At 71.3% G+C, this 26,787-nt stretch carries 26 protein-coding genes; 14 read left to right on the top strand and 12 right to left on the bottom strand.

Annotated elements, in window-relative coordinates:
* Positions 1-47 precede the first annotated feature (47 nt).
* The 3 genes from DDV73_RS11950 (at position 48) to DDV73_RS11940 (ending at position 3,326) form a co-directional block, all read left to right on the top strand.
* Positions 48-902, top strand: coding sequence for a poly(ethylene terephthalate) hydrolase family protein (locus tag DDV73_RS11950; RefSeq protein WP_206050829.1), 855 nt, complete (start codon positions 48-50; stop codon positions 900-902).
* Positions 903-1,131: 229 nt separating this feature from the next.
* Entirely contained in the window at positions 1,132-2,232 is a 1,101-nt protein-coding gene (locus tag DDV73_RS11945; protein ID WP_206050828.1) for a phosphotransferase family protein, read from the top strand.
* A complete protein-coding gene (locus tag DDV73_RS11940; RefSeq protein ID WP_109507477.1) occupies positions 2,229-3,326 on the top strand; it encodes an Rv3169 family protein in 1,098 nt (365 codons plus the stop codon). Before DDV73_RS11945 ends, DDV73_RS11940 begins: the two co-directional genes overlap by 4 nt.
* Before the next feature lie 4 nt (positions 3,327-3,330).
* On the opposite strand, the gene DDV73_RS11935 is transcribed toward DDV73_RS11940, so the two are convergent.
* The 3 genes from DDV73_RS11935 to DDV73_RS11925 form a co-directional block, all read right to left on the bottom strand.
* Positions 3,331-3,897: an O-methyltransferase gene (locus DDV73_RS11935; RefSeq protein WP_109507476.1), complete on the bottom strand. Its 567-nt coding sequence runs from the start codon at positions 3,895-3,897 to the stop codon at positions 3,331-3,333.
* Between the two features lie 69 nt (positions 3,898-3,966).
* The gene (locus DDV73_RS11930) at positions 3,967-5,613 is read right to left on the bottom strand and encodes a response regulator transcription factor (protein ID WP_206050833.1); all 1,647 of its coding nucleotides are present in this window, start codon (positions 5,611-5,613) and stop codon (positions 3,967-3,969) included.
* 15 nt (positions 5,614-5,628) lie between these two features.
* Complete coding sequence (locus DDV73_RS11925; protein WP_109507474.1) at positions 5,629-6,747, bottom strand: flavin-containing monooxygenase; 1,119 nt, start codon at positions 6,745-6,747, stop codon at positions 5,629-5,631.
* A 464-nt stretch (positions 6,748-7,211) separates the two neighbouring features.
* Between DDV73_RS11925 and DDV73_RS29485 the strand changes: the two genes are divergently transcribed.
* The 5 genes from DDV73_RS29485 (at position 7,212) to DDV73_RS11905 (ending at position 13,227) form a co-directional block, all read left to right on the top strand.
* Positions 7,212-7,337 (top strand): hypothetical protein, encoded by a 126-nt coding sequence (locus tag DDV73_RS29485; protein ID WP_276310116.1) that lies wholly within the window; start codon positions 7,212-7,214, stop codon positions 7,335-7,337.
* Between the two features lie 11 nt (positions 7,338-7,348).
* Positions 7,349-8,434 carry a 3-isopropylmalate dehydrogenase gene (locus DDV73_RS11920; RefSeq protein WP_109507473.1) on the top strand — a complete coding sequence of 362 codons (1,086 nt, stop codon included), beginning with the start codon at positions 7,349-7,351 and terminating at the stop codon, positions 8,432-8,434.
* A 146-nt stretch (positions 8,435-8,580) separates the two neighbouring features.
* Positions 8,581-9,654 (top strand): branched-chain amino acid aminotransferase, encoded by a 1,074-nt coding sequence (locus DDV73_RS11915; protein ID WP_109507472.1) that lies wholly within the window; start codon positions 8,581-8,583, stop codon positions 9,652-9,654.
* A 326-nt stretch (positions 9,655-9,980) separates the two neighbouring features.
* Complete coding sequence (locus tag DDV73_RS11910) at positions 9,981-11,393, top strand: hypothetical protein (protein ID WP_109507471.1); 1,413 nt, start codon at positions 9,981-9,983, stop codon at positions 11,391-11,393.
* Positions 11,394-11,439: 46 nt separating this feature from the next.
* Positions 11,440-13,227, top strand: coding sequence for a serine/threonine-protein kinase (locus tag DDV73_RS11905; protein ID WP_109507470.1), 1,788 nt, complete (start codon positions 11,440-11,442; stop codon positions 13,225-13,227).
* Between the two features lie 103 nt (positions 13,228-13,330).
* Here DDV73_RS11905 and DDV73_RS11900 read toward each other — a convergent pair whose 3' ends face one another.
* The gene (locus DDV73_RS11900; protein ID WP_109507469.1) at positions 13,331-13,969 is read right to left on the bottom strand and encodes a MerR family transcriptional regulator; all 639 of its coding nucleotides are present in this window, start codon (positions 13,967-13,969) and stop codon (positions 13,331-13,333) included.
* 316 nt (positions 13,970-14,285) lie between these two features.
* On the opposite strand from DDV73_RS11900, the gene cimA reads away from it, so the two are divergent.
* Positions 14,286-15,878: a citramalate synthase gene (gene cimA / locus DDV73_RS11895; RefSeq protein ID WP_109507468.1), complete on the top strand. Its 1,593-nt coding sequence runs from the start codon at positions 14,286-14,288 to the stop codon at positions 15,876-15,878.
* On the opposite strand, the gene DDV73_RS11890 is transcribed toward cimA, so the two are convergent.
* Positions 15,875-16,990 carry a PT domain-containing protein gene (locus DDV73_RS11890; RefSeq protein WP_109507467.1) on the bottom strand — a complete coding sequence of 372 codons (1,116 nt, stop codon included), beginning with the start codon at positions 16,988-16,990 and terminating at the stop codon, positions 15,875-15,877. The two genes, cimA and DDV73_RS11890, sit on opposite strands and share 4 nt — an antisense overlap.
* Positions 16,991-17,130: 140 nt before the next feature.
* Here DDV73_RS11890 and DDV73_RS11885 point away from each other — a divergent pair, with 140 nt between their 5' ends.
* Positions 17,131-18,558, top strand: a complete 1,428-nt coding sequence (locus DDV73_RS11885) for an amidase (protein WP_109507466.1) — start codon at positions 17,131-17,133, stop codon at positions 18,556-18,558.
* Between the two features lies 1 nt (position 18,559).
* Here the strand turns inward: DDV73_RS11885 and DDV73_RS11880 are convergent, their stop codons facing one another.
* Genes DDV73_RS11880 through bioB form a run of 5 tightly spaced genes read right to left on the bottom strand, consistent with a single transcriptional unit; the run spans position 18,560 to position 23,303 of the window.
* The gene (locus tag DDV73_RS11880; protein ID WP_109507465.1) at positions 18,560-19,018 is read right to left on the bottom strand and encodes a cupin domain-containing protein; all 459 of its coding nucleotides are present in this window, start codon (positions 19,016-19,018) and stop codon (positions 18,560-18,562) included.
* Positions 19,015-19,713, bottom strand: a complete 699-nt coding sequence (gene bioD, locus DDV73_RS11875) for a dethiobiotin synthase (protein WP_109507464.1) — start codon at positions 19,711-19,713, stop codon at positions 19,015-19,017. Before bioD ends, DDV73_RS11880 begins: the two co-directional genes overlap by 4 nt.
* Positions 19,710-20,852 carry an 8-amino-7-oxononanoate synthase gene (locus DDV73_RS11870; protein WP_109507463.1) on the bottom strand — a complete coding sequence of 381 codons (1,143 nt, stop codon included), beginning with the start codon at positions 20,850-20,852 and terminating at the stop codon, positions 19,710-19,712. The genes bioD and DDV73_RS11870 overlap by 4 nt, the downstream gene beginning before the upstream one ends.
* Positions 20,849-22,231, bottom strand: a complete 1,383-nt coding sequence (gene bioA, locus DDV73_RS11865; protein WP_109507462.1) for an adenosylmethionine--8-amino-7-oxononanoate transaminase — start codon at positions 22,229-22,231, stop codon at positions 20,849-20,851. Before bioA ends, DDV73_RS11870 begins: the two co-directional genes overlap by 4 nt.
* Positions 22,232-22,238: 7 nt before the next feature.
* Entirely contained in the window at positions 22,239-23,303 is a 1,065-nt protein-coding gene (bioB, locus tag DDV73_RS11860) for a biotin synthase BioB (RefSeq protein WP_109507461.1), read from the bottom strand.
* Between the two features lie 96 nt (positions 23,304-23,399).
* On the opposite strand from bioB, the gene DDV73_RS11855 reads away from it, so the two are divergent.
* Complete coding sequence (locus DDV73_RS11855) at positions 23,400-23,930, top strand: GNAT family N-acetyltransferase (protein ID WP_206050827.1); 531 nt, start codon at positions 23,400-23,402, stop codon at positions 23,928-23,930.
* Positions 23,931-24,029: 99 nt separating this feature from the next.
* The gene (locus DDV73_RS11850; protein WP_109507459.1) at positions 24,030-24,836 is read left to right on the top strand and encodes a S1 family peptidase; all 807 of its coding nucleotides are present in this window, start codon (positions 24,030-24,032) and stop codon (positions 24,834-24,836) included.
* A gap of 97 nt (positions 24,837-24,933) precedes the next feature.
* On the opposite strand, the gene DDV73_RS11845 is transcribed toward DDV73_RS11850, so the two are convergent.
* The gene (locus tag DDV73_RS11845; RefSeq protein ID WP_109507458.1) at positions 24,934-25,212 is read right to left on the bottom strand and encodes a DUF2087 domain-containing protein; all 279 of its coding nucleotides are present in this window, start codon (positions 25,210-25,212) and stop codon (positions 24,934-24,936) included.
* A 79-nt stretch (positions 25,213-25,291) separates the two neighbouring features.
* Between DDV73_RS11845 and DDV73_RS11840 the strand changes: the two genes are divergently transcribed.
* Together DDV73_RS11840 and DDV73_RS11835 are read left to right on the top strand one after the other, a co-directional pair.
* Positions 25,292-25,681, top strand: a complete 390-nt coding sequence (locus tag DDV73_RS11840) for a VOC family protein (RefSeq protein ID WP_109507457.1) — start codon at positions 25,292-25,294, stop codon at positions 25,679-25,681.
* A 139-nt stretch (positions 25,682-25,820) separates the two neighbouring features.
* Positions 25,821-26,111 (top strand): hypothetical protein, encoded by a 291-nt coding sequence (locus tag DDV73_RS11835; protein ID WP_109507456.1) that lies wholly within the window; start codon positions 25,821-25,823, stop codon positions 26,109-26,111.
* Positions 26,112-26,117: 6 nt separating this feature from the next.
* Here the strand turns inward: DDV73_RS11835 and DDV73_RS11830 are convergent, their stop codons facing one another.
* Positions 26,118-26,714 (bottom strand): pentapeptide repeat-containing protein, encoded by a 597-nt coding sequence (locus tag DDV73_RS11830; protein ID WP_109507455.1) that lies wholly within the window; start codon positions 26,712-26,714, stop codon positions 26,118-26,120.
* Positions 26,715-26,787: the final 73 nt, after the last annotated feature.

Here is a 26,787-nt window from a genome sequence, read left to right as displayed (position 1 = left end):
GACTTCACTTGTGCCGTCCGCAATCGGATCCCTCGGATGGAGCCAGCATGAAGTCTCTGCCTGCCCGCGCCCTCGCCGTCGTCCTGACGGTCGCCGGCCTGGCCCTGGTCTCACCAGGCGCCACCACTGCCGCCCCCACGCCCATTGCCGAAGCGGCGGCTGCCTCGCCGCGGACCTGGGAGGCGCCCGGACCCTACGCCGTGACCGTCACCCCGCGCGGCTCCACGCACACGATCTACCACCCGACGAACCTCGGCTCACAGCACCCGATCCTGATCTGGGGCAACGGCACCGGCGCCGACGTCTCGCAGTACGAGTTCGCGCTCAAGCACCTCGCGAGCTGGGGCTTCGTGGTCGCCGCCGCCAACACCGGGCAGTCCGGCTCAGGCGCGGAGATGCTCGACGGCGCTCAGTTCCTGATCGCCGAGGACAAGCGCGTCGGCAGCCCGTTCTACGGCAAGATCGACGAGACCAAGGTGGGCGCGTCCGGCCACTCACAGGGCGGCGGCGGTGCCATCGTCACCGGCGCGGACCCGCTGGTCGACACCACGATCCCGATCCAGCCCGGACCGCAGGGCAACACCACCCAGCTCCGTGGCCCGGCGTTCTTCGTTGCCGGCCAGCTCGACTACATCGTGCCGTCGTTCTATGTGCGGTCCCGCTACTCGTGGAGCAGCCAGGTGCCGGCGGTGTTCGGCGAGCTGAAGGGCGCCGACCACTTCTTCCCGGGCGAGACGCGGACCCGCGTGCTCGGGCCGGTGACCGCGTGGTTCCGGTTCTGGCTGATGGGCGACGAGGCGGCGCGCGGCGTCTTCTTCGGTACGTCGTGCGGTCTCTGCGCCGACACCGCCGCCTGGTCGTCGACCGCCCGCAACCAGCGAGCGCTCGCGATCCCTGGCTGAGCCCGGAGCCACCGATAGCCGCCTACCGAGCGCCCCCATGCGGGCGCGCTGCCTGCGTTGGCGGAGACTCGACGGGCCTCCGGCCCGCCTTCGCTCCGCCGCCTTGCCATCACACCCGCCTGGTGACGCTCGCCACGGCGCCTATCGGTGGATCCGGGCTGACCGTTGACGCCGCCGAATCCGGTCCCCTAGCGTTCCAGAACTGCAACACGTTCTAGGAGTCGCTTTGGTGAACAATCTGCCCGTCGGCACCGAGCTGACCACCCACTCTCGGGACCCGCTCGACCTGGTCGAGCGCCTCAGAAAGTGGCTGGCCGAGCGCCTCGGTTCCGACGGGCCGGTTGCCGTCTCGGAGGTCCGCGCGCCCGCGGGGAGTGGCATGTCGAGCGTGACCGTCCTCTTCCGAGCTAACTACCGGGCCCACGGGGTTGACCACGCGTCCGAGCTCGTGCTGCGGCTACCGCCGGACGACGCCGGGTTCGCGGTGTTCCCCGACTACGACCTGCGCCGCCAGTACGACGCGATGGCCGCCGCCGCGCCGTACGCACCGGTCCCACCACTGGTCGGGATCGAGGACTCGACCGACCTGCTCGGTGCGCCGTTCCTGGTCATGGGTGCCGTAGCCGGACGGGCGCCGACCGACAACCCGCCCTACGTCTTCGGTGGCTTCCTGGTCGATGCGGCGCCGGCCGAGCGGAGGGCGCTGCAGGACGCGACCGTCGACCTGCTGGCCGCCGTGCACCGAGTGCCCCTCGACCGGCTGCCCGGTCTCGTCGAGGAGGCGGGCGCAGACCCGCTGCGCACCCATATGGACGGCCAGCGTGCCTACTACGCCTGGACCCACGCCCGCGACGATCTGCGGGTCCCGCTCCTGGAACGCGCCTTCGACTGGCTCGAGGATCACTGGCCGGCCGACACCGGAGACTCGGTGCTGAGCTGGGGCGACGCGCGGCCCGGCAACGTCCTCTACGACGACGACCTCACCCCGGTCGCCGCGCTCGACTGGGAGATGGTCTCGGTGGCGCCGCGGGGTCTCGATCTGGGCTGGCTGGTGCTCATCCACCAGTTCTTCCAGGACATCGCCGAGGTCTTCGAGCTGCCCGGCCTCCCGGACTTCTGCCGGGCCGAGGACGTGCTCGACCGGTACGAGCAGGCATCCGGCGTCCGGGTGCCCGATCTCGACTGGTACGTCGTGTACGCCGCGCTGCGGCACGGGATCGTGATGAGCCAGATCAAGCGGCGGATGATCCACAACGGCGAGGAACCGGCGCCGTCCGAGCCCGACGACTACGTCATGCACCGGGCGCTCCTGGAGAGGCTGATCGGATGAGACCCGCACCCCTCGATGAGTTCCCGATCCACCAGGCCCCGCTCTCGATGGCCCGCGTCGCCTCCAGCGACCGCGGCTTCTACGACCGCTGCTACTTCAACGCGCTGGACCAGGACGGCTCGGCGTTCCTCGTCACCGGTCTCGGCACCTATCCGAATCTCGGCGTCGTCGACGCCTATGCCTCGGTGCGGGTCGGCGACCTGCAGCACAGCGTGCGCTTCTCCGACGCGCTCGACGAGCGGTCGCTGGAGCAGCGTGTCGGCGGCTACCGCGTCGAGGTGGTCGAGCCGCTGTCCGAGCTGCGGGTGATCTGCGAGCACGAGCTGGTGTCGTTCGACCTCACCTGGCGAGGGTCCTTCCCGGCGGTTCTCGAGCAGCCGCACCTGCTGCTCTCCGGCGCTCGGCCGACCCTCGACGCACAGCGCTTCGCCCAGGTCGGCACCTGGGAGGGCGTGCTCGCGGCGGCCGGGTCCGAGCATCGCGTCGAGCCGGCCACCTGGGTCGGTACCCGGGACCGGTCATGGGGAATCCGGCCGTCCGGTGAGCCCGAGCCGCCGGGCCGGACCGCGGACGAGCCGATGGAGGGGTTCTGGTGGCTCTACGCGCCGCTCCGCTTCGACGACTTCGCCCTCGTCGTCATCGTGCAGGAGTCACCTGACGGCTTCCGCACGCTCAACGACGCGACCCGGATCTTCGCGGACGGGCGGATCGAGCAGCTGGGCTGGCCGCGGGTGGAGATCGACTACCTGCCCGGCACTCGCCAGCCGCAGTGCGCCCGCCTGCACCTCACCGTGCCGTCCGGAGACCCCTTGGTGGTCGAGATCGAGCCGCTGCCGGGGATCGGCCTGCACGTGGGCTGCGGCTACGGCGGCGACCCCGAATGGGGCCACGGCCAGTGGCGGGGCCGCGACTGGCGGGACGCCGCGACGTACGACCTGGGCAGCGAGGAGATCCGCGCCCGGCTGCCGTGGGGTGTCACCGACCACGCGGCGCGGGCGACCATCGGCGGCGAGGTCGGCTGGGGCCTGTTCGAGCATGCGTCGATGGGCCGCCACGACCCGAGCGGCTTCGCCGACTGGGCCAGCGTGCGCTGAGGCTCTAACGCTTGGTGGCAATCAGGGTGGCGGCGTCGGGGGCGACCATGACCTCGACGGTGGTGAACCGCTTGTCGGTCAGCCACTCCTCGCGGAGCGTGTCCACCCGGCCACCGGTGATCGGCGGCCACATCTCACACGGCACGAAGTCGTCGAGGACCACCAGGCCGCCGGGCTCGACCAGGCCGGCGATCGAGTCGACGCCGACCTCGGACGGCTGACCGGCGTCCAGGAACAGCAGCGAGTACGGACCGCGGTCGAGCAGCGTCGACCAGTCCGCGGCGAGCACCTCGACCTGGGGGTCGTCCTCGAAGATCTCCGCGGCTGCGCCGGCGAGCTTGGGGTCCAGCTCGGCGGTCAGGATCCGGGCCCCGTCCGGTACGCCGGAGCGCAGCCACGCCGTACCGACGCCACAGCCGGTGCCGAACTCCGCCAGCGTGCCGCCGCGGGTGGCGGCGAGGGTGGCGAGGAGGCGGCCGGTCTCGTTGCGGCAGAACGACACATAGCCCGCTTTGCGAGACACATCGAACGCGCGGGAGACGATGTCGGGAAGCTCGGGAGGTGCACTCATGACGCAGGCGAGTCTGTCACGACGCTCCTGAGCGGTCTCGCATCCTGAGCCGGCCGTCTCAGCGGTCGGTCACAGCAGGCCGTGCTCGAATGCGTACGCCGCCGCGGCGGTCCGCGAGCCGACATCGAGCTTGCCGAAGATGTTGCTCAGGTGCCGCGCGACCGTCTTCTCGCTCAGCACCAGCTCGGCCGCGATCTGGGCGTTGCTGCGGCCAGTGGCGACCAGCCGGAGAACCTCGCCCTCGCGGGCGGTCAGTCCGCCGGGCAGCTCGGCGCTGGGGGTGCCGTTCGTGCCGGCCGCACCGATGGCCCGAGAAGCCTCGGCCAGTGCCGGCTCGGCGCCGAGTGAGGTGAGGGCTGCGCAGGCCGCGTCCAGCTCGCGCTGGCCGGACTCGGCATCGCCGAGCCGGGCCAGCGCCCGGGCGGTGAGGACGCCGACCCGGGCGACCTCGAAGGTGCCGTCCAGCTGCGCCCACAGCCGGCGGGCGTTCCGCAGGTAGGGGAGTGCGCCGGCCGCGTCGTCGCGGGCCAGCTCGACGGCGGCGGCGGCGAAGGCGGCCCTGGCGAGCAGCGCGCTCGACCCGAGCCGGCGCGCGAGCTCGTCCAGCTCGGTCGCCGCTTCGGCAGCGGGCTCCACCTCGCCCGCGGCGAGCAGGACCTCGACGGCACCCGGCAGCAGCGCGATCCGCCGCACCGGCTCGGCGGCCTCCGCGAGCGCTCGCCGTACCGCCGCGACGGCCGCGGGCAGACCGCCGCGCGCCGCCCACAGCTGAGCCAGGCCGGGCTGTGGGTCGTAGCCGTGGGCGCTGGCGAGCTCGTACGACGCGGCCGCACCGTCGTACCTGCCGAGCAGCCGGAGCAGGTCGCCGCGCTCGGCGGCGGCCAGCCCGATCGCGTCGGTCGCCTCCATCTGGCGGTAGCGCGAGATCGACCGGTCGAGCTCGTCGAGGGCCTCGGGCCAGGCGCCGCGAAGCCGCATCACCTGAGCGCGGTGCAGCGAGCACTGGCCGGTGAAGGCGACCAGCTCGGGCTGCCGGGTGCACCAGTGGTGGAGGGCGCGGGTCCACTCCGCGACCCGGCCCAGGTCTCCGATCTCCTGCACGCCCTCGATGGCGGTGCAGTAGACGTGTCCCGAGATCAGCACGCCGGTCTCGCCCGCGAGCACCGACACCATCGACTCGTCGAGCAGCGCCACCCCGTCGGCGACCCGACCGCCGTAGATCGCGAGCCGGCCCTCCGAGCAGGTCCCCAGCGCCAGCAGGTCCGGGTCGGCGAAGGCGCGTCCGACGGCGACGGCGCGGGCGGCCGCTTCGGCCGCGTCGGCCCAGCGTGCGGAGGAGAGGTGGCCGAACATCTGCAGGAACGCCACGTAGCCGCTCTCGACGACCGGCTCGGTCGACGACTCCAGGAGGCGCTGGGCACGCGCACCCCAACCAGCGGAGAGCGCGGGCTCGCCGCCGGAGGCGTACGTCATCGCAAGCCGGAAGGCGCACCGGACCGTGCCGGCCACGTCGCCGTTCTCCTCGAAGCGGCGGAAGCAGTCCTGCAGCAGGTCCTGGCTCTCCTCGCGGCGTCCCAGGAGGAAGGCCGCGGTGGCCGCGTCGAAGAGCTCCGTCGCTCCGAGCTGGTCCGCGTCGGCGCCGGACCACACGCCCAGCGCCGCGGTCCAGTCGCCGCGCTCGTAGTCGTCGCGGGCGCGCACCAGGTCGTCGACCATCCCCACCACAGCAGGCTACGCCGCCTGCAGGACCGTGTTACGCGATCGCGAGGAGATCTGCTTGGCGACGTACGCCGCGTCGCGACCGACGCCCGGGAGCACCATCGAGGAGAACGCGTACTGGAAGGAGAGCCCGCAGAAGAACAGGCCGGGGACGTCGGGTGAGACGCCGCGGTACTCCTGCGGCCAGCCGTCCGCACCGATGACCGGCAGGTCCAGCCAGTCGAACACCTGCTGGAACCCGGTCGCCCAGACCACGGTGGCGCAGTCGACGACGGTGCCGTCGCTGAGGACCGGACGGCCGTCGCGGACGCCCTCGACACGCTCGGTCAGGCGGCGGACGTGGCGTGCCTCCAGGTCGGACCGCTTGACCCGCAGCATCGGACCGCCGTGGAAGCGGATCTCGGGCATCACCTTGCGGCCGATCGGGGTCCGCCGGGTGAGGACGTGCCGCCAGGCGAAGATCAGCACCGGGAAGACCAGTCGCATTCGTGCCGACTCCAGGCGGAACGGGATCTGGCCGCAGTCGCGACCGGCCAGCGTGGTCTCGTGGTGCTCGGCCAGCTCGTAGGCGATGTCGGTCCCGGAGTGCGAGGCACCGACCACCAGGACCGGCCCGGGGCCGAGCTGGCCGGGCCGCCGGTACTCACTGGAGTGCAGCTGCAGGATCGACGGATCCAGGTCGGCGGCGAAGTCCGGGATGCTCGGGGTCCGGCCGAAGGTTCCGGTCGCGATCACGACGTTGGCGCACGAGATCGTGCCCGTGTCGGTGGTGACGGTGAACCGCTCGCCGTCGCGCTCGATCCGCCTGACCCAGGTGCCCATCCGCACCGGCAGGTCATGGTGCTTGGCGTAGCTCTCGAGGTACGCCGCGACGTCCTCCTTACCCGGGTACGACCACGGCCGGCCGGGGAAGCGCAGGCCCGGCAGGCCGTCGTACCTGGTGGGGGAGTAGAGCCGCAGGCTGTCCCACTGCTGGCGCCAGTTGTCGCCGACCCGTGGGCTGCGGTCCAGCACCACGCATTCATGGCCGCACCGGCCCAGGTGGTACGCCGTTGCCAGGCCGGCCTGGCCGGCGCCGACGATGACGGTGTCGATGGTCTCGTGTCGGGTCTCGTATGGGGTCGTGTTCATGGTCTGCCTCCGGTGTCGTCGAGAACGTGCTTCGACGCTAGGAACCCGGAGGCCCGCTCCGCGTCGGGCGGACCATGCATTTCGCCGCGCGTGGCGGATGGGTATTTCTGCCCAGTCCGTCTCGCATCCTGAACAGTTTGTTCAACCCCCGGACGCGACAAGTCGGACCGTCGTACGGTGGTCGCACCATGCGGAGCGTGTTCGTACTCATCGACCGCCGCGGCGAGGCCTGACAGAAGGCCACCTCGTCGCGGTGTTCGGCGTGGACGGCCTTCGACTCAGTTGATCAGGACTGCTCGATCAGCGCCCCGCGGCGGGTGCGCAGCCGAAATCCACGCGTAATCCGCCACTTCCGGCCTCGTTGCCGACACCTCATGCGATCCGTGAGTTCGCGTCGTCGACGGCAGGCCCGCTGCGGGGCACTCCACCCGCTGACACCACCACAACTTCCTCAGGAGAATCCGATGTACGACATGTACCCCGAGTGGGGACCCACCAGCAACGACCCGAGTGACCCGCGCAGCCGCGAGGCCGTCCAGCAGGCGCTTGACCTGCGAGACAACGGCGGCGAGCGCCCCGACGACAACTAGGTTCTTCGACTATGAGCAACGCAGCAGCGGGGGACGCCGCGGTCCAGTCCGGGGTGGTCAAGCTCGCGGTCATCCCGGGTGACGGCATCGGGCCGGAGGTGACCGCCGAGGCACTCAAGGTGCTCGAGGTCGCCGCGCCGGACGGGGTGAAGTTCGAGCAGACCCGCTACGACCTGGGCGCCGAGCGCTACCTGGCCACCGGCGAGGTACTGCCCGACTCGGTCCTCGACGAGATCCGCGGCCACGACGCGATCCTGCTCGGCGCGGTCGGCGGCAAGCCCGGCGACCCGAACCTGCCGGCCGGCCTTCTTGAGCGCGGCCTGCTGCTGCGGCTGCGGTTCGAGCTCGACCACTACGTCAACCTGCGCCCGTCGCGGCTGTTCCCCGGAGTACCGTCGCCGCTCGCCTCGCCTGGCGAGGTGGACTTTGTCGTGGTCCGCGAGGGGACAGAGGGCCCCTACACCGGCAACGGCGGCGCACTCCGCGTCGGCACCCCGGCCGAGGTCGCGACCGAGGTCTCGGTCAACACGGCGTACGGCGTGGAGCGGGTGGTCCGTGACGCCTTCGCCCGCGCTCGGCGCCGGCCCCGGCGCAAGCTCACGCTCGTCCACAAGACCAACGTGCTGGTGCACGCCGGCGCGGTCTGGTCGCGGCTGGTGCGCGAGGTCGGCGCCGAGTTCCCGGACGTGACGGTCGACTACCTGCACGTCGACGCCGCGATGATCTTCCTCGCGACCGACCCGGCGCGGTTCGACGTGATCGTCACCGACAACCTGTTCGGCGACATCGTCACCGACCTCGCCGCCGCCATCACCGGCGGCATCGGCCTCGCCGCCTCCGGCAACATCAACCCGGACCGGACCGCGCCCTCGATGTTCGAGCCCGTCCACGGCTCGGCCCCCGACATCGCCGGCCAGCTGAAGGCCGACCCGACCGCCGCGATCCTCTCCACCTCGCTGCTGCTCGACCACCTCGGCTACGCCGACGCCGCGACTGCTGTCGAGGAGGCCGTGATCGCCGACCTCGCCGACCGCCAGCCCGGCGCCGTACGCCGCACGCCGGAGGTAGGCGACGCGATCGCCGCGCTGCTGGCCTGAGCCGGGTGGCGGAATCCCCGGTCGGCCGGGGATTCCTGACGTTGTCGGGCGTTGCAACGGCCCACAACGTCAGGAAATGCCTGACAACCCCGGGCTCTGCTGCCGTCCAATTCCCGCTCGACTAGAGGTCGGATACCGTGACCCTCATGCAGATCAGCACCACCCCCTCGACGTCGCAGGTCGACGACGCCCGCCTCGCGGAGATCCTCGCCAACCCCGGCTTCGGGGTGCACATGACCGACCACATGTTCACCGTCGAGTGGACGCCCGACGAGGGCTGGCACAAAGCCCGGATCACGCCGTACGGCCCGCTCGCGATGGACCCGGCGACCGCCGTACTGCACTACGCGCAGGAGACCTTCGAGGGGATGAAGGCCTACCGGCGCGACGACGGCTCGGTGTGGACCTTCCGACCGGAGGAGAACGCCAAGCGGATGCAGCGTTCGTCCCACCGGCTGGCGTTCCCGGAGCTGCCGGTCGACGACTTCGTCGCCGCGGTTGACGAGCTGGTCAAGGTCGACCAGCGCTGGGTGCCGGAGTCCGAGGGCGAGAAGAGCCTGTACATCCGGCCGATGATGATCGCGACCGAGGCGTTCCTCGGCGTGCGGCCGGCCCAGCACGTGACGTTCATGGTGATCGCGTCACCCGCCGGCGCCTACTTCAAGGGCGGCATCAAGCCGGTCACGCTCTGGCTCACCACCGAGTACACCCGCGCCGGCCGCGGCGGCATGGGTGCGGCCAAGACAGGCGGCAACTACGCCAGCTCACTCGTCGCCCAGCAGGAGGCGATCGCGCAGGGCTGCGACCAGGTGGTCTTCCTTGACGCGCAGGAGCTCACATACGTCGAAGAGCTCGGCGGCATGAACCTCTACTTCGTGTACGACGACGGCCGGATCGTCACCCCCGAGACCGGCACCATCCTCGAAGGCATCACCCGCTCCTCGATCATCGAGCTGCTCGGCAAGTTCGGCCACCAGGTCGAGGAGCGGCGGTTCTCGATCGACGAGTGGCGCGACGGCGTCACCAGCGGCGCGATCACCGAGATCTTCGCCTGCGGTACGGCGGCCGTGGTCACCCCGGTCGGCAGCCTCAAGTGGGATGGCGGCGAGGCGCCCGCGCCGGCCAGCGACGAGCTGACGATGAAGGTGCGCCAGGCCCTGGTCGACATCCAGTACGGCCGGGCCGACGACGCCTTCGGCTGGATGCATCGCGTGGTCTGATCGGGGCAACCCGACCCACGATTAGGCATCCTTCGAACTGATGCCGACCTCTTCGGCGGGACCGCTAGGGTCTTTACGTTCGCCCAAGCCAGCCAGTTCTCGGGGAGTAGTCGATGACGCCCAACTCTGACCCTTCGTCCGATCGCACCCAGGGTCCCTACGGCCCGCCGGGTGCACAGGGTCAGCCGGGAGGCTGGCAGCCACCGGAGTCCACGCAGTACCGCCCGGCGCCCGGGGGACCCGGCGTTCCGCCGCAGGGACCTCCTCCGGGCGCTCCACAAGGCCCGCCCCCGCATGGCACACCCCCGCAACGGTCCGGCGACCGCGTGCCCCGCAAGGCCTGGCTCGCGATCATCGGCGGCGTGGCGGTGCTTGGGCTGCTGCTCGGTCTGCTGTTCGCGGTCAGCAGCGGCGGTGGCCCGGCGATCGAGAACGACGACGGCAAGATCGTGAACGCCGAGGAGTTCCTGCGCGCCGCGGAGCGCGACTGGCGCTCCAGCCTGCCGACCGACGGTGTGAAGATCGCCGACGGCGCGGGCTGCTTCTTCGTGCTCGACGACGACGACCTGATCACCGGCCAGATCGCCTGTGGCGGCGCCCGCCGGATCAGCGCCGGCGACGGCCAGGTCTGGGACGTCGGGACGTTCACGGTCGAGGAGAGCGACGGCGATCAGGAGGCGGCCGGGCTGGCGTTCACCGAGGCCGGCGTCGTCCGCCCGGATGGACAGCTGGTCAACGCCGACGGCGACGAGGCGGCCGAGGCACTGGACGACGTCGAGGCGCCGCCGCTGCCCGCCGCGGAAGCCGGTACGGCGCTGCCCCAAGCGCCGGCCGGCCTGGAGCTGACCGACCAGACGGAGCCCGGTGACGCGGGCATCGTGATCACGCCCGGCGGCACGCTCACGGTGTCGAGCGTGGCGTCCACCGCGACGTACACGGTCGAGGGTGAGGACGGCTCGCTGGAGGCGTTCGCGCCGGCCGAGGGCGAGGAGTTCCGCGTGGTGTCCTACGAGTTCACCGAGTCCCAGGACGTCGAGTCGACGCCGCCGCCGGTCACGCTCTCGCTCGAGTCGGGCGGCCAGGTCAAGCAGATCATCGATCTCTCCAACCCGTCGGAAGCCGGTGTCGAGCCGGGTACGCCGCCGCAGCTGCTGGTATCGGTGCCTGCCGACGACCCGGAGACGGCCCTGGCCGTGTCCAGCGCCGGCCACGACCAGCAGGTCGACCTGACCACCGGCGAGCGCCGTCCGGACGCGGTCGCCGACACCTACTACCGCAAGGTGACCCGCCAGGACGTCGCCAAGTCGCTGCGCTTCCAGCCGCAGCCGTTCACCGACACCCACGACACGCCGCACCGGATGAACGTGACCGTCGACGTCGACGCGGTCGAGCTGGTGCCGTACGTCCCGGAGGAGCTCGGCAACCAGGGCTGGGCCGACGAGGGCAAGGCGTGGCTGGTGGTCCACTACACGTGGGGGATCAAGGCCGACTGGCTGTTCGCCTCCCTCACCAAGGAGCTGCACACCTGGCAGGCGGCGGTCGGCAAGCGGTCGCTGGGGAAGGCCCAGGTGCGGCCCGGCGACGGCATCGACGACCTCGTCGCGGTGATCGAGGTGCCGGCCGACACCGACCAGGTCACGATCTCGGCGGCGGTGAAGGCGACGATCACGGGCCTGGACGTCAACAAGCGGTTCGCGAACTTCCCCGCGGAGTCCTTCGACGTCGGGTTCCCGCAGTAGGCCGCGGTGGCCTGAGGTGCGACCGGCGCGCAGGTAATCTCACTGCGTGACGACATCTTCGCGGCACCTGCCGCCCTCGGAGATTCGGGTCGGGGAGTACACCCTCCTCAGCCGGATCGGTGAGGGCGGCATGGGGGTGGTGCACCTCGCGCAGAAGCCGGGCGGCGACCGAGTGGCACTCAAGGTCCTGCGCCCACACATCGTCGGCGACGACGAGGCCAGAGCCCGGCTCGCCCGCGAGGTCAGCTCGCTGCGCCGGATCCAGTCGCACCGGGTGGCCGCGATCGTCGACGCCGACCCGTGGGGCGAGATCCCGTACGTCGCCACTCGCTACGTCCCCGGCCTCTCCCTCCACGAGCACATCCGCGACGAGACCCCGATCGCCGGACCCGACCTGGCGTGGTTCGCGCTCTGTCTGGCCGAGGCGCTGCGCGAGGTGCACGCCGTCGGCGTACTGCACCGCGACGTGAAGCCGTCCAACGTGCTGCTCGAGGGCCGGACCCCGATCCTGATCGACTTCGGCCTGGCCCGGGTCGCCGACGACCCGCGGCTCACCCACACCGGCTGGCTGTTGGGTACGCCGGGCTACCTGGCGCCCGAGATCCTGCAGGGCCACAACGCCTCGCCCGCCTCCGACGTCCATTCCTGGGCTGCGACGGTCGCGTTCGCCGGCACCGGCCGGCCGCCGTTCGGGCGCGGCCCGTCGATCGCGATCATGGACCGGGTACGCCGTGGCGAGCACGACATCGACGGCCTGCCCCACGAGGTCCGCGCCATCGTCCACGACGCGCTGCACCCGTCGCCGGGCCGCCGGCCCCCGCTGGCAGCGCTCGTCCAGGCGCTGACCACCCTCGCCGAGCGCAAGCAGCCGCGCACCCCGGAGCCGCCGATGACGGTGCCGATGGCGCTCGCGGCCGCCGCGGCGATCGACGAGGCACCGACCGTCGTCGAGTCCGAGGTGGACGCTGAGGCACCGACCCGGCACGAGCCCACCTGGATCGAGCAGGCGGCGGCCGAGCCGACGCTGGTCGACCGGAGCGCGGCCGAGCAGACCCTGGTTGAGCCGGTGGCACCTGTCACCCCGGTCGCGCCGCTGTCCCGGACCGGGCCGCCGGCGGTCCAGGGGCCGCCGCCGTTCGCTGCGGACCTGCCCACCCGGGCCGGGATTGCACCGGCCCGCCAGCCCTACCGGACTCCGCCGCCGCGCCAGCTGCCACCGCCGCCTCACCACCAGTACCCACCCCCGCCACCGCCGCCGGTGCCGACCACGGTCCGGCTGCGCCGAGGGGCGCTGCTGGGCGCCGGGCTCGCGGTCGGTGCTGGGGCGGTCGCGGCGGCGCCGTACGCCGCGATCACGCTGATGATGCTGGCCGTTTGGTTGCTGCGAGCCGGGTCGCTCGCGTTCGGCCGGCTGGGAGTGAAGCGTCGCGCCCGCGGGCCGAAGTGGCACGACTACGCGGGCCTGGTGGTGTCGCTGCCGTGGTGGACGCTGATGGCCATCCCAGGTGCGCTGATCCTGCTGTTCTGGTCGTGCGGGCTGGCGGTCGCCGCCGGCCTGCTCTGCTACGCCGTGACCGCACCGCTGCCGTGGGCGCTCGCGGTGACCGGTGCCGTGTTCGTGGCGGCCACCTGGTGGGGCCCGGGCGGCTCCCGGGTCCGCGGTCCGGTACACCGTGTGGTCGATCCGGTCAGCGGTCAGGTCGCGTCGTGGGCGGTGGCGACGGCGCTGATTCTGGCCTTGGCACTCGCGCTCGGCCTGGCGACCCGCGACGGCATCAACTGGTCGCCGGACGACACCGGCCCGCTGAACAAGGGCTCGTTCCTGCGCCGCTGACGGCGCCAGCCGGTGGTCTCGACGACGGCCCCAGCATCGCGGCCGCGTGGCCGCGACCTCGATGCTGCGGTTGCTAGCGCTCGCTGCTCGACCACCCAGACGGTCAGGGCAGCGAGAGGCGCGGGGCCGGCACGTTCGACTGCGCGAGAGCGGCGTGGTGCTCGGCGGCGAGCGCACGCAGCGAGGAGAAGATCGCGTCGAAGAGGATCGCGCTGGCCGCGGCGACGACCGGCTGCTTGTCCTCGGCGGTGTTGACCACGGCCTGGTAGTCGTTGCGGGCGACGTGGGTCGCGGCCTCGCCGTACGCCTTGAGCCGCTCGGTCGACAGCGGCAGGCCGAGGCCGGCGGCGGCGTTGAGAGCGCGGGCCAGGCCGGCGAGGTGCGGCGACGGCTCGCCGATCCGCCAGCCGAGCTCCTCGACCAGCCGTTCGGCCTCGCTGGTGTCGATGGTGCTGTCTCCGTCGAATCGCTTGGCGGTCGCCTCGTTGACCATCTCCAGCGTTTCGCCCGTCGAGTCGGTCGGCAGGTCGATGGCGTCGAGCACGCGCTGGATCTCAGCATGCGAGAGGCCGCCGACCTCAAGAAGCGCGCGGACCAGCCGGAGCCGGTCGAGGTGGCCTTGGTCGTACTCGGCTTGGGTCGCGCTCGTCGCGCGTCCCGCTGGCAGCAGGCCGGAGCGGAGATAGAACTTCACGGTGCCAACAGGCAGGCCGGCTCGTTCGCTCAACTGGCTGATGCGCATCAGTACGTCAGGTCCCTCCTGGATACCCCCTGACCATCCCTCCCAGGAAGGCCGGGAGTTAGTAAAGCGAACAAATGGGGTCCGGCACTAGTCAATCCAGGGCACTAATTTCGCAATCCGGATCGCGAGACCGCTACAACCGGGACTTGGGCCGTGTCAGACTGGCCGAATGCAGCACCAGCGTCCCCAGATCATTCCTTAGCGCGCCGTCGCCCACCGGGTAGACGACGCGCCAACCTTCCGTTCTCGGGAGGTTTTTTTGTTGCTCCAACCAATTCAATTCCGCCCGAACAAAGCCACAACCGAAGGACCGTTGATGGACCTGCAAGGCTCGTTCCACGTCTACGACACGACCCTGCGCGACGGTGCGCAGCAAGAAGGTCTCAACCTGTCTGTCGCCGACAAGCTGTCGATTGCCCGGCAGCTGGACACGCTGGGCGTCGGCTACATCGAGGGCGGGTGGCCCGGCGCGAACCCTAAGGACACCGAGTTCTTCCGCCGGGCCCGGACCGACCTCGACCTCAAGCACGCCGAGCTGGCGGCGTTCGGCGCCACCCGGCGGGCCGGGGTGGCCGCGGCCGACGACCCGCTCGTGGCCGCGCTGCGCGACAGCGGGGCCGGCGTGGTCACGCTGGTCGCGAAGTCGCACGACCGGCACGTCGACCTGGCTCTACGGACCACACTTACCGAGAACCTCGCGATGATCCGCGACACCGTCACCCACCTCCGCGAGGAGGGGCAGACGGTCTTCCTCGACGCCGAGCACTTCTTCGACGGCTACCGCGCCAACCGGGCGTACGCGCTCGAGGTGCTGCGCACGGCGTACGACGCTGGTGCGGAGGTGATCGCGCTGTGCGACACCAACGGCGGCATGCTGCCCCGCTGGGTGGCCGACGTCGTCCACGACGTGGTGGACGCGACCGGGGTCCGGGTCGGCATCCACTGCCACAACGACACCGGCTGCGCGGTCGCCAACACGCTGGCAGCGGTCGACGCGGGCGCCACCCACGTGCAGGGCACGATCAACGGGTACGGCGAGCGCACCGGCAACGCCGACCTGGTGGCGGTGGTCGCCAACCTGGAGCTCAAGCTGGACCGGAAGGTGCTGCCCGAGGGGCTGCTCCGCGACGCGACCCGGGTCGCGCACGCCGTCGCCGAGGTGACCAACTTCCCGCCCGCGTCCCGGCAGCCGTACGTCGGCGTCAGCGCCTTCGCCCATAAGGCCGGCCTGCACGCGAGCGCGATCAAGGTCGACCCGAACCTCTACCAGCACATGGACCCGGTCGGCGTCGGAAATGACATGCGGCTGCTGGTCTCCGACATGGCCGGCCGCGCCTCGATCGAGCTGAAGGGACGCGAGCTCGGCTACGACCTGTCCGGCGACTCGCCCGACGACAAGGAGCTGGTGACCCGGGTGACCGAGCGGGTCAAGGCGCTGGAGTCACGGGGCTACACCTTCGAGGCGGCCGACGCGTCGTTCGAGCTGCTGCTGGTCGAGGAGGTCGAGGGCGTGCGGCCGTCGTACTTCGAGGTCGAGTCGTGGCGGGTGATCACCGAGACCCGCCCGGGCGACGAGGCCGTCTCCGAGGCGACGGTGAAGCTGACCGCCGGAGGTGAGCGGTTCGTGGTCACCGGCGAGGGCAACGGTCCCGTCAACGCACTCGACCAGGCGCTCCGGCTCGCCATCGGCCAGGCCTGGCCGGAGGTCGGCAAGTTCGAGCTGATCGACTACAAGGTGCGTATCCTGGACCAGGGTCACGGCACCGACGCGATCACCCGGGTGCTGATCGAGACCAGCGACGGCGAGTCGTCCTGGGTCACCGTCGGCGTCGGCCACAACGTCATCGAGGCGTCCTGGGGCGCCCTGATCGACGGCATGACCTTCGGCCTGCGCCGCCACGGCGCCTAGAACCTGAAGGCGAGCGCACCTACGAAGTCGGCGTTGGAGGTGTTGACGTAGTCGTCGACCTTGGCCTGGGACAGACCCTTGCCGGAGCACACGGTGACCACGAGGTACTCACCCGTCGACTGTGAGCGCCAGCGGCCGATCGTGTAGCCGTCCACCCAGGTGCCGGCGTTCCACTTGATGTAGGTGTCCTTCATCTTGTTGGCCGCTGTGGTCGCCTTGCTGGCGCTGCTCATCACCAGGATCATCTGCGTCATCCGGAGCTTGCCGCCGAGCGCCTGGTAGTTGACCTCGACCGCGTACTTGCAGCCCCAGCCCCGCAGGTGGGCATCGGTGGCGATCTTCCGGCAGGTGCGGTCCCACGCACTGCGCTGGGTGGCGTGGTACTTCTTGTCGCCGAAGCCGGCCTTCCAGTCGTCCTGGTACTCCGCGGCGGTCAGCTTCTCCGGGGTCGGCGGCGGTGCCTCGGTGGTCGGGTCGTCGCTCGGGTCCTCGCTGGGGTCGTCCGTGGGCTCGTCCGTGGGTTCATCGGTCGGCTCGTCGGTCGAGTCGTCCGTGAGTTCCTCGGTCGGGTCGCCGGTGGGTTCCTCGGTCGGGTCGTTGTTCTCCTTGGCGGAGTCGCTGGAGTCGTTGTCCTTGGAGTTGAACCAGACGATGCCGCCCACCGCGAGGCCGCCGAACAGCAGCACGGCCAGGGCCAGGAAGGCGATCATCATCCCCTTGCCGCCGCCGGAGCGGCGGGGTGCGCCGGGGCCCTGCATTGGCTGGCCGTACGACGGCTGCGGGTTGTACGGCGGCTGGCCGGGAGGCGGTCCGTAGGGGCCCTGACCGGGCGGGAAGCCCTGCCGCGTCGGATCGGTCTGGGGCGGCTGTCCCGAGGTGTCCTGGCCGTACATCGGCGGGTACGACGGCTGGCCGTAGTCCGGCTGGCCACTCGGGCGGCCGTAGATGGTCGGGCCTTCACCGCCCGGCGGCTGGCCCGGCTGACCGGGCTGACCGGGCTGGCCCGGCTGCTGTGCGCCGGGCTGTGACCCGGGCGGGCCGAACTGGGTGGGACGGTCGTCGTCCGGGCCTTGCGGCTGGTTCGGCTGCGGAGGCCAGGGAGGGTTGGACACAGATACTCCTCGTCGGGATGGGACAGGTCGAACCCTACCCAGTCAGTGGTGCGACCAACCCATTCTCGGGCCACTGCACTGCCGCCGCCACGTCTGACGAGACGGCATTGCGCACCCAGATACGCCGTACCGTCTGCTTCATGTCCGAACTGCACCACCTGACTGCCCTGGAGCAAGCCGACGGCCTGTGCGCGGGGGAGTTCTCCTCAGCCGACCTGGTGGAGCACTACCTCGCCAGGATCGAGCGCTTCGCGTCGCTCGGTGCGTTCGTCACCGTCACCGGTGAGCAGGCGCGGGAGCGGGCGGCCAACCCGCTGGTTGAGGAGGTCGCTCTGCGACCGTCTCGAAACCAAGGGTCTACTCGGCTGGCGGGGGTGCCGACGGCGATCAAGGACCTCAACCTCACCGCTGGGGTGCCGACCAGGTTCGGCTCGGCGGCGATGGCAGACTTCGTGCCGGAGATCTCCGACGAGGTGACGCTGCGGATCGAGGCGGCTGGCCTGGTCAGCCTCGGCAAGACGAGCACGCCAGAGTTCGGCTCGCCCTGCTACACCGAGCCCGAGGGAGCACCGCCCGCGGTCACGCCGTACGACGTCACGCGCGGCGCCGGCGGCTCGTCCGGGGGCGCGGCGGTCGCGGTCGCCGCGGGCCTGGTGCCGGTGGCGCACGGGTCGGACGGCGGCGGCTCGATCCGGATCCCGGCGTCGTGCTGTGGCCTGGTGGGCCTCAAGCCGAGCCGGGGTCGGGTGAGCGGCGCGCCGATGCACGGCGACCCGGTCGGCCTCGTCGTGAGCGGCGCGCTGGCGCGGACGGTGAGGGACGCGGCGGCCTTCCTCGACGTGCTCGCCGGCAAGACTGCGGGCGACCCGTTCTGGGCGCCGCCCGAGGCCGAGCCGTTCCTGGCCGCGTGCGACCGGGAGCCGGGCCGGCTGCGGATCGCCCGGTTCAGCACGCCGGTGATCGCCGAGGTCGACGTCGACCCCGAGTGCCTCGCGGCCTGGGAGAACGCCAGCCGGCTGCTGGAGTCTCTCGGCCACGAGATCGTCGACGTGCCGGTGCCGATCGACGCCGAGACCGCACTTCCGGCCTTCGAGACCTGCTGGTCGGTGCTGACCGCGCTCGCGATCGTGCCGCCGGAGCGCGAGCCGCTGCTCCGGCCGCTCACGCGGTGGCTGACCGACCGCGGCCGCGCGGTTAATGGGCCAGAGTTCGGGCTGGCGATCGGCGAGCTTCGGCGGGCCGCGGCCGGTGCGCTGACCGCGCTCGCGCCGTACGACGCGGTGCTGACGCCGACCCTGGCCGCCGTTCCGGCGCCGGTCGGCTCGCTGCGCGACGACGCGGACCCGGCCGCCGACTTCGAGGCGCAGAAGCGGTTCACGCCGTACACCTCGGCCTGGAACGTCACCGGGATGCCGGCGGTATCGCTGCCCACCCACATGAGCGCGGAAGGACTGCCGGTCGGGGTGATGCTGGCCGCCCGGCCGGCCGAGGAGGCCCTGTTGCTCTCGCTCGCTGCCCAGATGGAGGCCGCCGCGCCCTGGCACGACGTACACCCGCCGCAGTGGTGAGCTAGAGGTCGACGCTCACGGTCCGGTAGCGGCCGCGCAGCTCGTTGAGCAGGGCCGGTGTCACCGGCTCGCCGGCGGCGTGCGCCTCGGCGACGTCGCGGAAGTAGCCCTCGTAGCCGGCTGGCGTGAACATCATCGTCAGCGAGGCCTCGGCGGCCGAGGCGTTGCGGAACCCGTGCGCCCGGCCGCGCGGCACCGCGACCGAGCCCCCGGCGCCGACCAGTTCGACACCGCCAGGGACGTCGAACGCGACCTCGCCCGCGGTGACCAGGAAGTACTCCTCGTGGCCGTGGTGGACGTGCGGGGCGGCGCCCAGCGCGCCGGCAGGCAGCACGGTGTCGACCACGGACAGCGTGCCGCCGGTCTGCTCGCCGGCGATCCGGACCGTGAACTCGCCGAACGGCAGTGTCAGCCGCTCGGCCTGCTCGGTCCGGGTCAGCGCGATCTCGTCGAACGTCATAGCGTCGGCCAGGCCGGGACGCCGGCGGTGAAGTCGTCCCGCTCCAGCCGGCCGGCGCCCTCGGGCAGCACCCAGGTCACCGGGACCCCGGTCACCCGCGGCAGATCGTCGAGGTTGCAGCGTTCCGCGAGTTCGGGGTCGGCGGGCCAGGAGCCGATCACCAGGCCCGCGGGCTCCAGGCCACGGTCGCGCAGCGTGGCGACCGTCAGCTCGGTGTGGTTGAGGGTGCCGAGCCCGGCCCGGGTGACGACGTACACCTCGACGGGGAGGCTCTCGGCCAGCTCGGCGGCCAGGTCGAGGACCGTGCCGCCGTCGGTGTCCAGCCGCACCAGCAGCCCGCCGGCCCCCTCGACGATCACGGTGTCGTGGAGCTCGGCCAGCACCCGGATCCGGTCGGCGTACTCCTTCACCGGTGGGATCGTCACGCCGCGCCGCCGAGCGGCGGTGTCGGGGGCGAGCGGATCCTCCAGACGGGTGTACTCCTGGGTCGCGCAGCCGGTCAGCCGGTAGATCTCGTCGATGTCGGCCACCTCGTCCGGGTACTCCGGACCGATCCCGGTCTGCACCGGTTTCACCACGCTGACCGTGCCCCGCTCGCGCGCGGCGACGGCGAGGGCCGCGGTCGCGATGGTCTTGCCGACGCCGGTGTCGGTGCCGGTGACCACCACGACTCTGCCGACTTCTTGGGAGCTCACGCGAGCTCCTTGACGACTCGCTCGAGTACGCCGCACGCGTGCCGCCAGTCGTCGGCGCTCACGCCCGCGCTGGCGGTGATCCGGAGCCGGCTGATCCCGTCGGGCACCGACGGCGGCCGGAAGCAGCCCACCCGGACGCCGTCCGTGAGGCACGCCGCCCGGGCGGCGACGGCCGCGTGCGGCGTGGGCATCGGCACGGAGAGCACGGCGCCAGCAGGCACGCCGACGCCCAGCCGCGCGGCGAGCTCGCTCGTCCGCGCGGTGACCAGAGCAGGCAGCGCCGGGTCGTCCCGGAGCATCCGGAGCGAGGCGAGCGCTCCGGCGGCGCTGGCCGGGGCGAGCGCGGTGTCGAAGATGAACGGCCGGGCCTGGTTGACCAGGTGCTCGACCAGCTGCGGCGAGCCGAGTACGGCGCCGCCCTGGGCGCCGAGTGACTTGCTGAGGGTTGCGGTGACCACGACGTGGGGGTGCCCGGCGAGGCCGAGCTCGCGAACCAGCCCGTGCCCGCCGGCGCCGGCGACGCCGAGCCCGTGCGCCTCGTCGACGACCAGGAGTGCGTCGTACTCCTCGCAGGCGGCGGCGAGGTCGGCAAGCGGCGCCGCGTCGCCGAGCACCGAGAAGATCGACTCGACCAGCACCAGTGTGCGACGGCCGTCGGCGGCCGCGAGCTCGCGCCGTACCTCCTCGACGTCGTTGTGCGGAGCGACCGCGACGGTGGCCCGGGAGAGCCGGGTGGCGTCGATCAGCGAGGCGTGGATGTGAGCGTCGGAGACGATCAGCGTCTCCCGGTCGGCGAGTGCGCTGACGATGGCGAGGTTGGCCTGGTAGCCGGTGGAGAACACCAGCGCCGCCGGCTGGCCGAGGAAGTCCGCAAGCTCCTGCTCGAGCTCGGTGTGCAGGGTGGTGGTGCCGGTGACCAACCGGGACGCGCCGGACCCGGCGCCCCACTCGCGCGCGGCCTCGGCGGCGGCGGCCGCGACCGCCGGTGACCGGGAGAGGCCGAGGTAGTCGTTGCCGGCCAGGTCGACGACCGGGTCGCTGGGCCCGCGCGAGGTCAGCCGGCGGGTCAGGCCCTGCTGCTCGCGGGCCTCGGCCTTGGCGGCGAGCCACTGCTCCCAGGCGCGCTTCGGCGGCTTCACTGGGCCACCACCGCAGCGCGGATCGCCGCGCAGATCCGGTCCAGCTCCTCGTCGCTGCAGACGTACGGCGGCATCGTGTAGACGAGATCCCGGAACGGCCGCAGCCAGACGCCCGCGGCGAGTGCCGCGTCGGTCGCCTTGACCATGTCGACCGGGCGGTCCAGCTGGACGACGCCGACCGCGCCGATCGTGCGGACATCCGCGACGCCGGGAAGGTCGCGGCAGGCCGCCAGGCCGTCGCTCAGCCGTCGCTCGATGCGGGCGATGTTGCCCTTCCAGTCCGAGCCGGTCAGCAGATCGAGGGAGGCGCTGGCGACCGCACAGGCCAGCGGGTTGCCCATGTACGTCGGCCCGTGCATGAGTACGCCGCTCTCCGAGGCCGACAGCCCGTGCGCGACCCGCGTCGTACACAGGACGGCGGCGAGCGTCATGTAGCCGCCGGTGAGCGCCTTCCCGACGCACATCACGTCCGGAGCGACCCCCGCAGCGTCGGCCGCGAACATCGAGCCGGTGCGCGCGAACCCGGTCGCGATCTCGTCGAAGATCAGCAGGAGGCCGTGCCGGTCGGCGACCTCGCGCATCACGACGAGGCACTCGGCCGGGTAGGGGTACATGCCGCCCGCGCCCTGCAGCAGCGGCTCCACGATGATCGCCGCGACCTCGCCGGCGTGCTCGGCCGCAATCTTCCGGAACGACTCTGCCCACGCCGCCACCGCTGGTTGAGTCCGGTGGTTTCGAGACGGTCGCAGAGCGACCTCCTCAACCGCCGGACCAGCCGCTGGTTGAGGATGTTGCGCAGCAACCGTCTCGAAACCCGGTGAGGCAAGCGGCGGGCGCTCCGCGAAGACCTGGGGGGCGAGCACGTCGGTGAACATCGAGTGCATGCCGCCGACCGGGTCGCACACGCTCATGCAGCCGAAGGTGTCGCCGTGGTAGCCGCCGCGCACCGTCAGCAGCCGGGTTCGCTCGGGCCGGCCGACACCGCGCTGGTACTGCAGCGCCATCTTGATCGCGACCTCGACGCTCACCGAGCCGGAGTCGGCGAGGAAGACGTGCTCCAGGCCGTCGGGGGAGAGGTCGATCAGCTGCCGGGCGAGCCGGACCGCGGGCTCGTGGGTGAGCCCGCCGAACATCACGTGCGCCATCTCGCCGAGCTGGCGGCGTACCGCCTCGTCGAGCACCGGGTGCCGGTAGCCGTGGATCGCCGCCCACCACGACGACATCCCGTCGATCACCTCGCCGACGCCGTCGAGAGTCAGTCGTACGCCGTTCGCGCCGGTGACCAGTCGGGTCGGCGTCGGCTCGGTCATCGAGGTGTAGGGATGCCAGAGGTGCTCGCGATCGCTGGCGAGGACCTGGTGGCCGAGCACGGTGTTCATCGCTGCATCAGGCGTTGGCCGCGACCTCGGTGCCGGCTCCGCGCCGCCGGATGGTCGGGTCGTGGGTCTCTTCGACCTCCTCGACGGCGTCCGCCGCCCCGAGGATCACGAACCCGTTGTCCTTGATCAGCGCGAGGTCGTTCTCAGCCGCTTGGCCTTCGGAGGTGAGGTAGTCGCCGAGGAAGATCGAGTTCGCGACGTGCAGCGCCATGGCCTGCAGGGAGCGCAGGTGCATCTCTCGGCCACCCGCGATCCGGACCTCCTTGTCGGGGCACACGAACCGCGCCATGGCCAGGATCTTCAGGCAGCGGCTGGGGGTGAGCTCCCAGGTGTGCTCCAGCGGCGTGCCGTCGAAGGGCATCAGGAAGTTGACCGGGATCGAGTCGGACTCCAGCGCGCGGAGCGCGAACAGGGCCTCGACCAGTTGCTCGTCGCTCTCGCCGAGCCCGGCGATCAGGCCCGAGCAGGGAGACAGCCCGGCGCCCTTGGCCTTCTCGACGGTGTCGACCCGGTCGGCGTACGTGTGGGTCTGCACGATGTTGTCGTGGTTGCTCTCGGCGGTGTTGATGTTGTGGTTGTAGGCGTCGACACCGGCGTCGGCCAGGCGCTCGGCCTGACCCTCCTTGAGCAGGCCCAGGCAGGCGCACACCTCGACGTCGGGGTGCTCCTCCTTCAGCGCGCCGACCATCTCGGTGACCTTGTCGATGTCGCGGTCGCTCGGTCCGCGGCCGCTGGAGACCATGCAGACCCGGGTCGCGCCGCCGTGCAGGCCGGCGCCGGCCTGCTTGAGGGCCTCGTCCTTGGAGAGCCAGGAGTACTTCAGGATCGGGGCGGTCGAGCCGAGGGCCTGCGAGCAGTAGTTGCAGTTCTCCGGGCACAGGCCGGACTTGAGGTTGACCAGGTAGTTGACCTTCACGGTGTTGCCGAAGTACTCCCGGCGTAGCCGTCCCGCAGCCGCGACCAGGTGCATCAGCTCCGTGTCGTCGGCGCGAAGCACCGCGAGGGCGTCAGCTTCGGTGGCGGCACCACCGGCGAGAATCGTGTCGGCAAGCTGGTCGAACTGCGTGGTCATGGCGCTCCTTGCGTGGGTCCGCCGGACAAAGCCCGGGCGCCCAAGTATGACGTGCCCCTCGTCCCAGGACGGGCCCACGTCGGCATAATCACACGGGTGACCTATCTACTCGCCGGTACCGTCGTCGGGATCCGCAAGGTCGAGGTCGACGACGTCGACGAGCTGGTCCGGCTGGCTCGCGAGAGCGTCGAGCTGCACCGTCGATGGGCGACGCCGCCGCAGACCGAGCAGGCGTGGGCGGCCTGGTTCGTGACCCGCGACCCGCAGGCCTGGGCGGGCCTGGTGATCTGCGAGATCGCTGCGGGCGCGATCGTCGGGCAGGTGAACGTCAACAACATCGTGTACGCCGCTTTCCGTTCTGCGGCGCTTGGCTATAACGTCTTTGCGTCCTCGGCGAGGCGTGGCTTCATGACTCAGGGGCTGGGGCAGGTGATTCGCTACGCCTTCGCCGAGGACGGTCTGGCCCTGCATCGCCTCGAAGCCAACATCCAGCCGGACAACGCCGCCTCGATCGCGCTGGTCAAGCGGCTCGGGTTCCGCCTCGAAGGGCTGTCGCCCGACTTCCTGTTTCTGGACGGCGCGTGGCGCGACCATGAGCGCTGGGCGATCACCTCGGAGATGGTCTGAAAACTCGGACGTCGTCAAATGTTAAGGACCGTGACCTTCTTGTCGCGCGTGCGCGGGAGTTCCTACGGTCAGCGCAACACCTACTCGGAGGAGCATGAAATGCGCATCCTGTCCAAGCTCGCAGTCGCGTTGATCGCGTCGGCTGTGACTGTCTCCCTGGCGGCGCCGACAGCGCAGGCCAGCCGTCCGGACGGCAACGGCGACCCCCACGTCAACGTCATCGGCGGCACTCCCGCCGACAAGGGCGAGTACCCCTGGGCCGTCTGGCTCGACGGCTGTGGCGGCTCGCTGATCCGGCCCAACGTCGTACTCACCGCCGGCCACTGCGTCGACTCCACCGGCCCGACCACCGACTGGAACGCTCAGCTCGGCATGGTCGACCGGGAGGACCCGGAGAAGATCGAGGTCGCCTCGACCTACCAGCACGACGGTGGCGACATCGGCACCGACTGGGCGCTGATCCAGCTCGCCGAGCCGGTTGCCGACGTGCCGCTGCTGACCCTCAACGAGGACCCGGCGCTCGATGAGGGCACATTCACGATCATGGGCTGGGGCACCACCGAGCAGGGCGACCTGTCGCAGGTCCTGCTCGAGGCCGAGGTGCCGTTCGTCGACGACGAGACCTGCATCGCGTCCGGTGGCTCGTACGCCGACCTGGTCCCTGAGGGTGAGATCTGCGCCGGCTTCGCCGAGGGTGGCATCGACACCTGCCAGGGCGACTCCGGTGGCCCGATGGTGATCAAGAACGAGGCCGACGAGTGGGTCCAGATCGGCATCGTCAGCTGGGGCGAGGGCTGCGCCGAGCCGAACAAGCCCGGCGTCTACGCCCAGGTGAGCAACTTCGCGGCCGAGATCAACGCCAAGGCCGACGAGCTCGCCGGCGGCGAGACGCCCGAGCGTCGCTGACCTAGGTGGTCTCGACGACGGTTGCTGCGCAACCTGCTCGACCACCCGGTGGTCGAGCAGCGAGCGCCAGCGAGTGTCGTCGAGACCACTGGCAGTTTCAGACCTCGACGGTGCCGCCACTGCGCCAGTACACGCCGGCCTCGCGAGTCAGGAACTGCTCGTCGACGAGGTAGCGGCGGAGCGCGGCGAAGTCGGGGTGGTAGGTGGCCAGCGCCTCGTTGACCTGCTTCTCGTCGTAGGTCAGGCCGGGCTCGAACGCCTGTGCCACGTGGTCGAGCACGACCAGCCGCTTGGTGCGCTTCGAGGGAATGCTCAGCAGCTGTCCGTCCTCTGCGACGAACCTGCGGAGCACGCTCTGATCGCTCTCAGCGGTCATGGGTTCGACGGTACGCCGGGGCGCGGGGCGGCTGCCAGCCGATTGCCCGTGCGTTGCCCATAGGTGCAGGGTGAGGTGCATGGCGCTGCGGACCAAGACGACCTGGTGGGGTGTGGCGCTCGACTCCGACGACGCCTCGGCTCTCGCTCACTTCTACGCGCGGCTGCTGGGCTGGCAGGTCTTCAACGACGACGGCCGCGAGGCGGACATCGCACCGTCCGAGGACGCCGGCCATTACCTGGCGTTCAAGACCGAGGAGCACTACGTCCGCCCGGTCTGGCCGACCGAGGCCGGCCGGCCGCAGATGATGATGCACCTCGACATCGCGGTCGACGACCTGGACCACTCGGTCGCCTTCGCGGTCGAGTGCGGCGCCGAGCCGGCGGCGTACCAGCCACAGGACGACGTCCGGGTGATGCTCGACCCCGCCGGCCATCCGTTCTGCCTCTACCTCGACCTCGACCCGTAGGACTGACCGCCGCTCCCAGGTGCCCTCTTCGGCGTTGGTGATCCGGGTGTGTCACTAAACGCGATCTTGGTGACACACCTGGATCACCAACCGGGTTACGGCCCTTGTCCGCGTCCCGACCGCGACGCACGATGGACGCATGGCTCGCTACCAGGTTGTGGTCGCACACCGCTCGATGACCTGCGCCAAGCCCCGAACCCTCGACGTCCGGGCGTGCGACCCCGCCGAGGCGTTCCAGTGCGCCCGGTTGCGGCTGACCGCGCTCGGCGACACCCACGACATCGCCGGGCTGACGATCCGCCGACGCGGCCACCGGCACCGGATAACCTACCCGTGGCCCGCCGCCGGTGGCGGTGATGGTGGGACTGCCGGCGTCCGCGAGCCGCGCCGTCCGCTCCCGTCGCCGCCGACCCTGCGGATCGCCATCTAGCGACAACTAGCCGGCGTCGACCTCGGCGCCGTGGAGCTCGGCGAGGTAGACCGCGCCCGCTAGGTCGAGCCGGGTCGCTCGGAGCTTGGCCGCCGTGAGATCGGCGCCGCCGAGCGTCGCCCCACGAAGGTCGGCCTCGGCCAGGTCGGTTCCGGACAGAGCCGCGCCGCCGAGGTTCGCGTCGCGGAGGTTGGCGCCCGCGAGCACGCTCATCGAGAGGTCGGCCTCGCGCAGGTCGACGCCGGACAGGTCCAGCTTGGTCAGGTTGCTGCCGCGGATGGTGACGCCGTGCCACCGGCCGCCGGAGACGGTCAGCGGCCGGAGCGTGCACTCGGTGAACACCGACCCGTCGAGCTTGCAGCCGTCGAAGGTGGCGCCGAAGAAGTTGGTCCGCCGGAAGTCGCAGGCGACGAACGCGGTCGCTTTGTGGACCGACCCGTTGAAGCGGCAGTTGTGGAACACGCACCGATCGAACCGGGCGCCTGCCGTGATCACCTCGCTCAGGTCGACGCCGTGGAACGCGCACTCGGTGAACACCGCCGCGCCCAGCTCGTCGCCGTACCAGTCCTCGTCTCGGAACGTCTGTTTCTCGCCACCTGTCACGCCGAACGACGCTAGCAACGGCCACCGACAGACAATCCAGATGTGACATCTTCCCTAAAGGTGTCACAGCCGC

It is taken from the genome of Nocardioides speluncae (genome assembly GCF_003121585.1).
Taxonomy (GTDB): domain Bacteria; phylum Actinomycetota; class Actinomycetes; order Propionibacteriales; family Nocardioidaceae; genus Nocardioides; species Nocardioides speluncae.
This window is presented reverse-complemented; position numbering and strand designations above follow the sequence as displayed.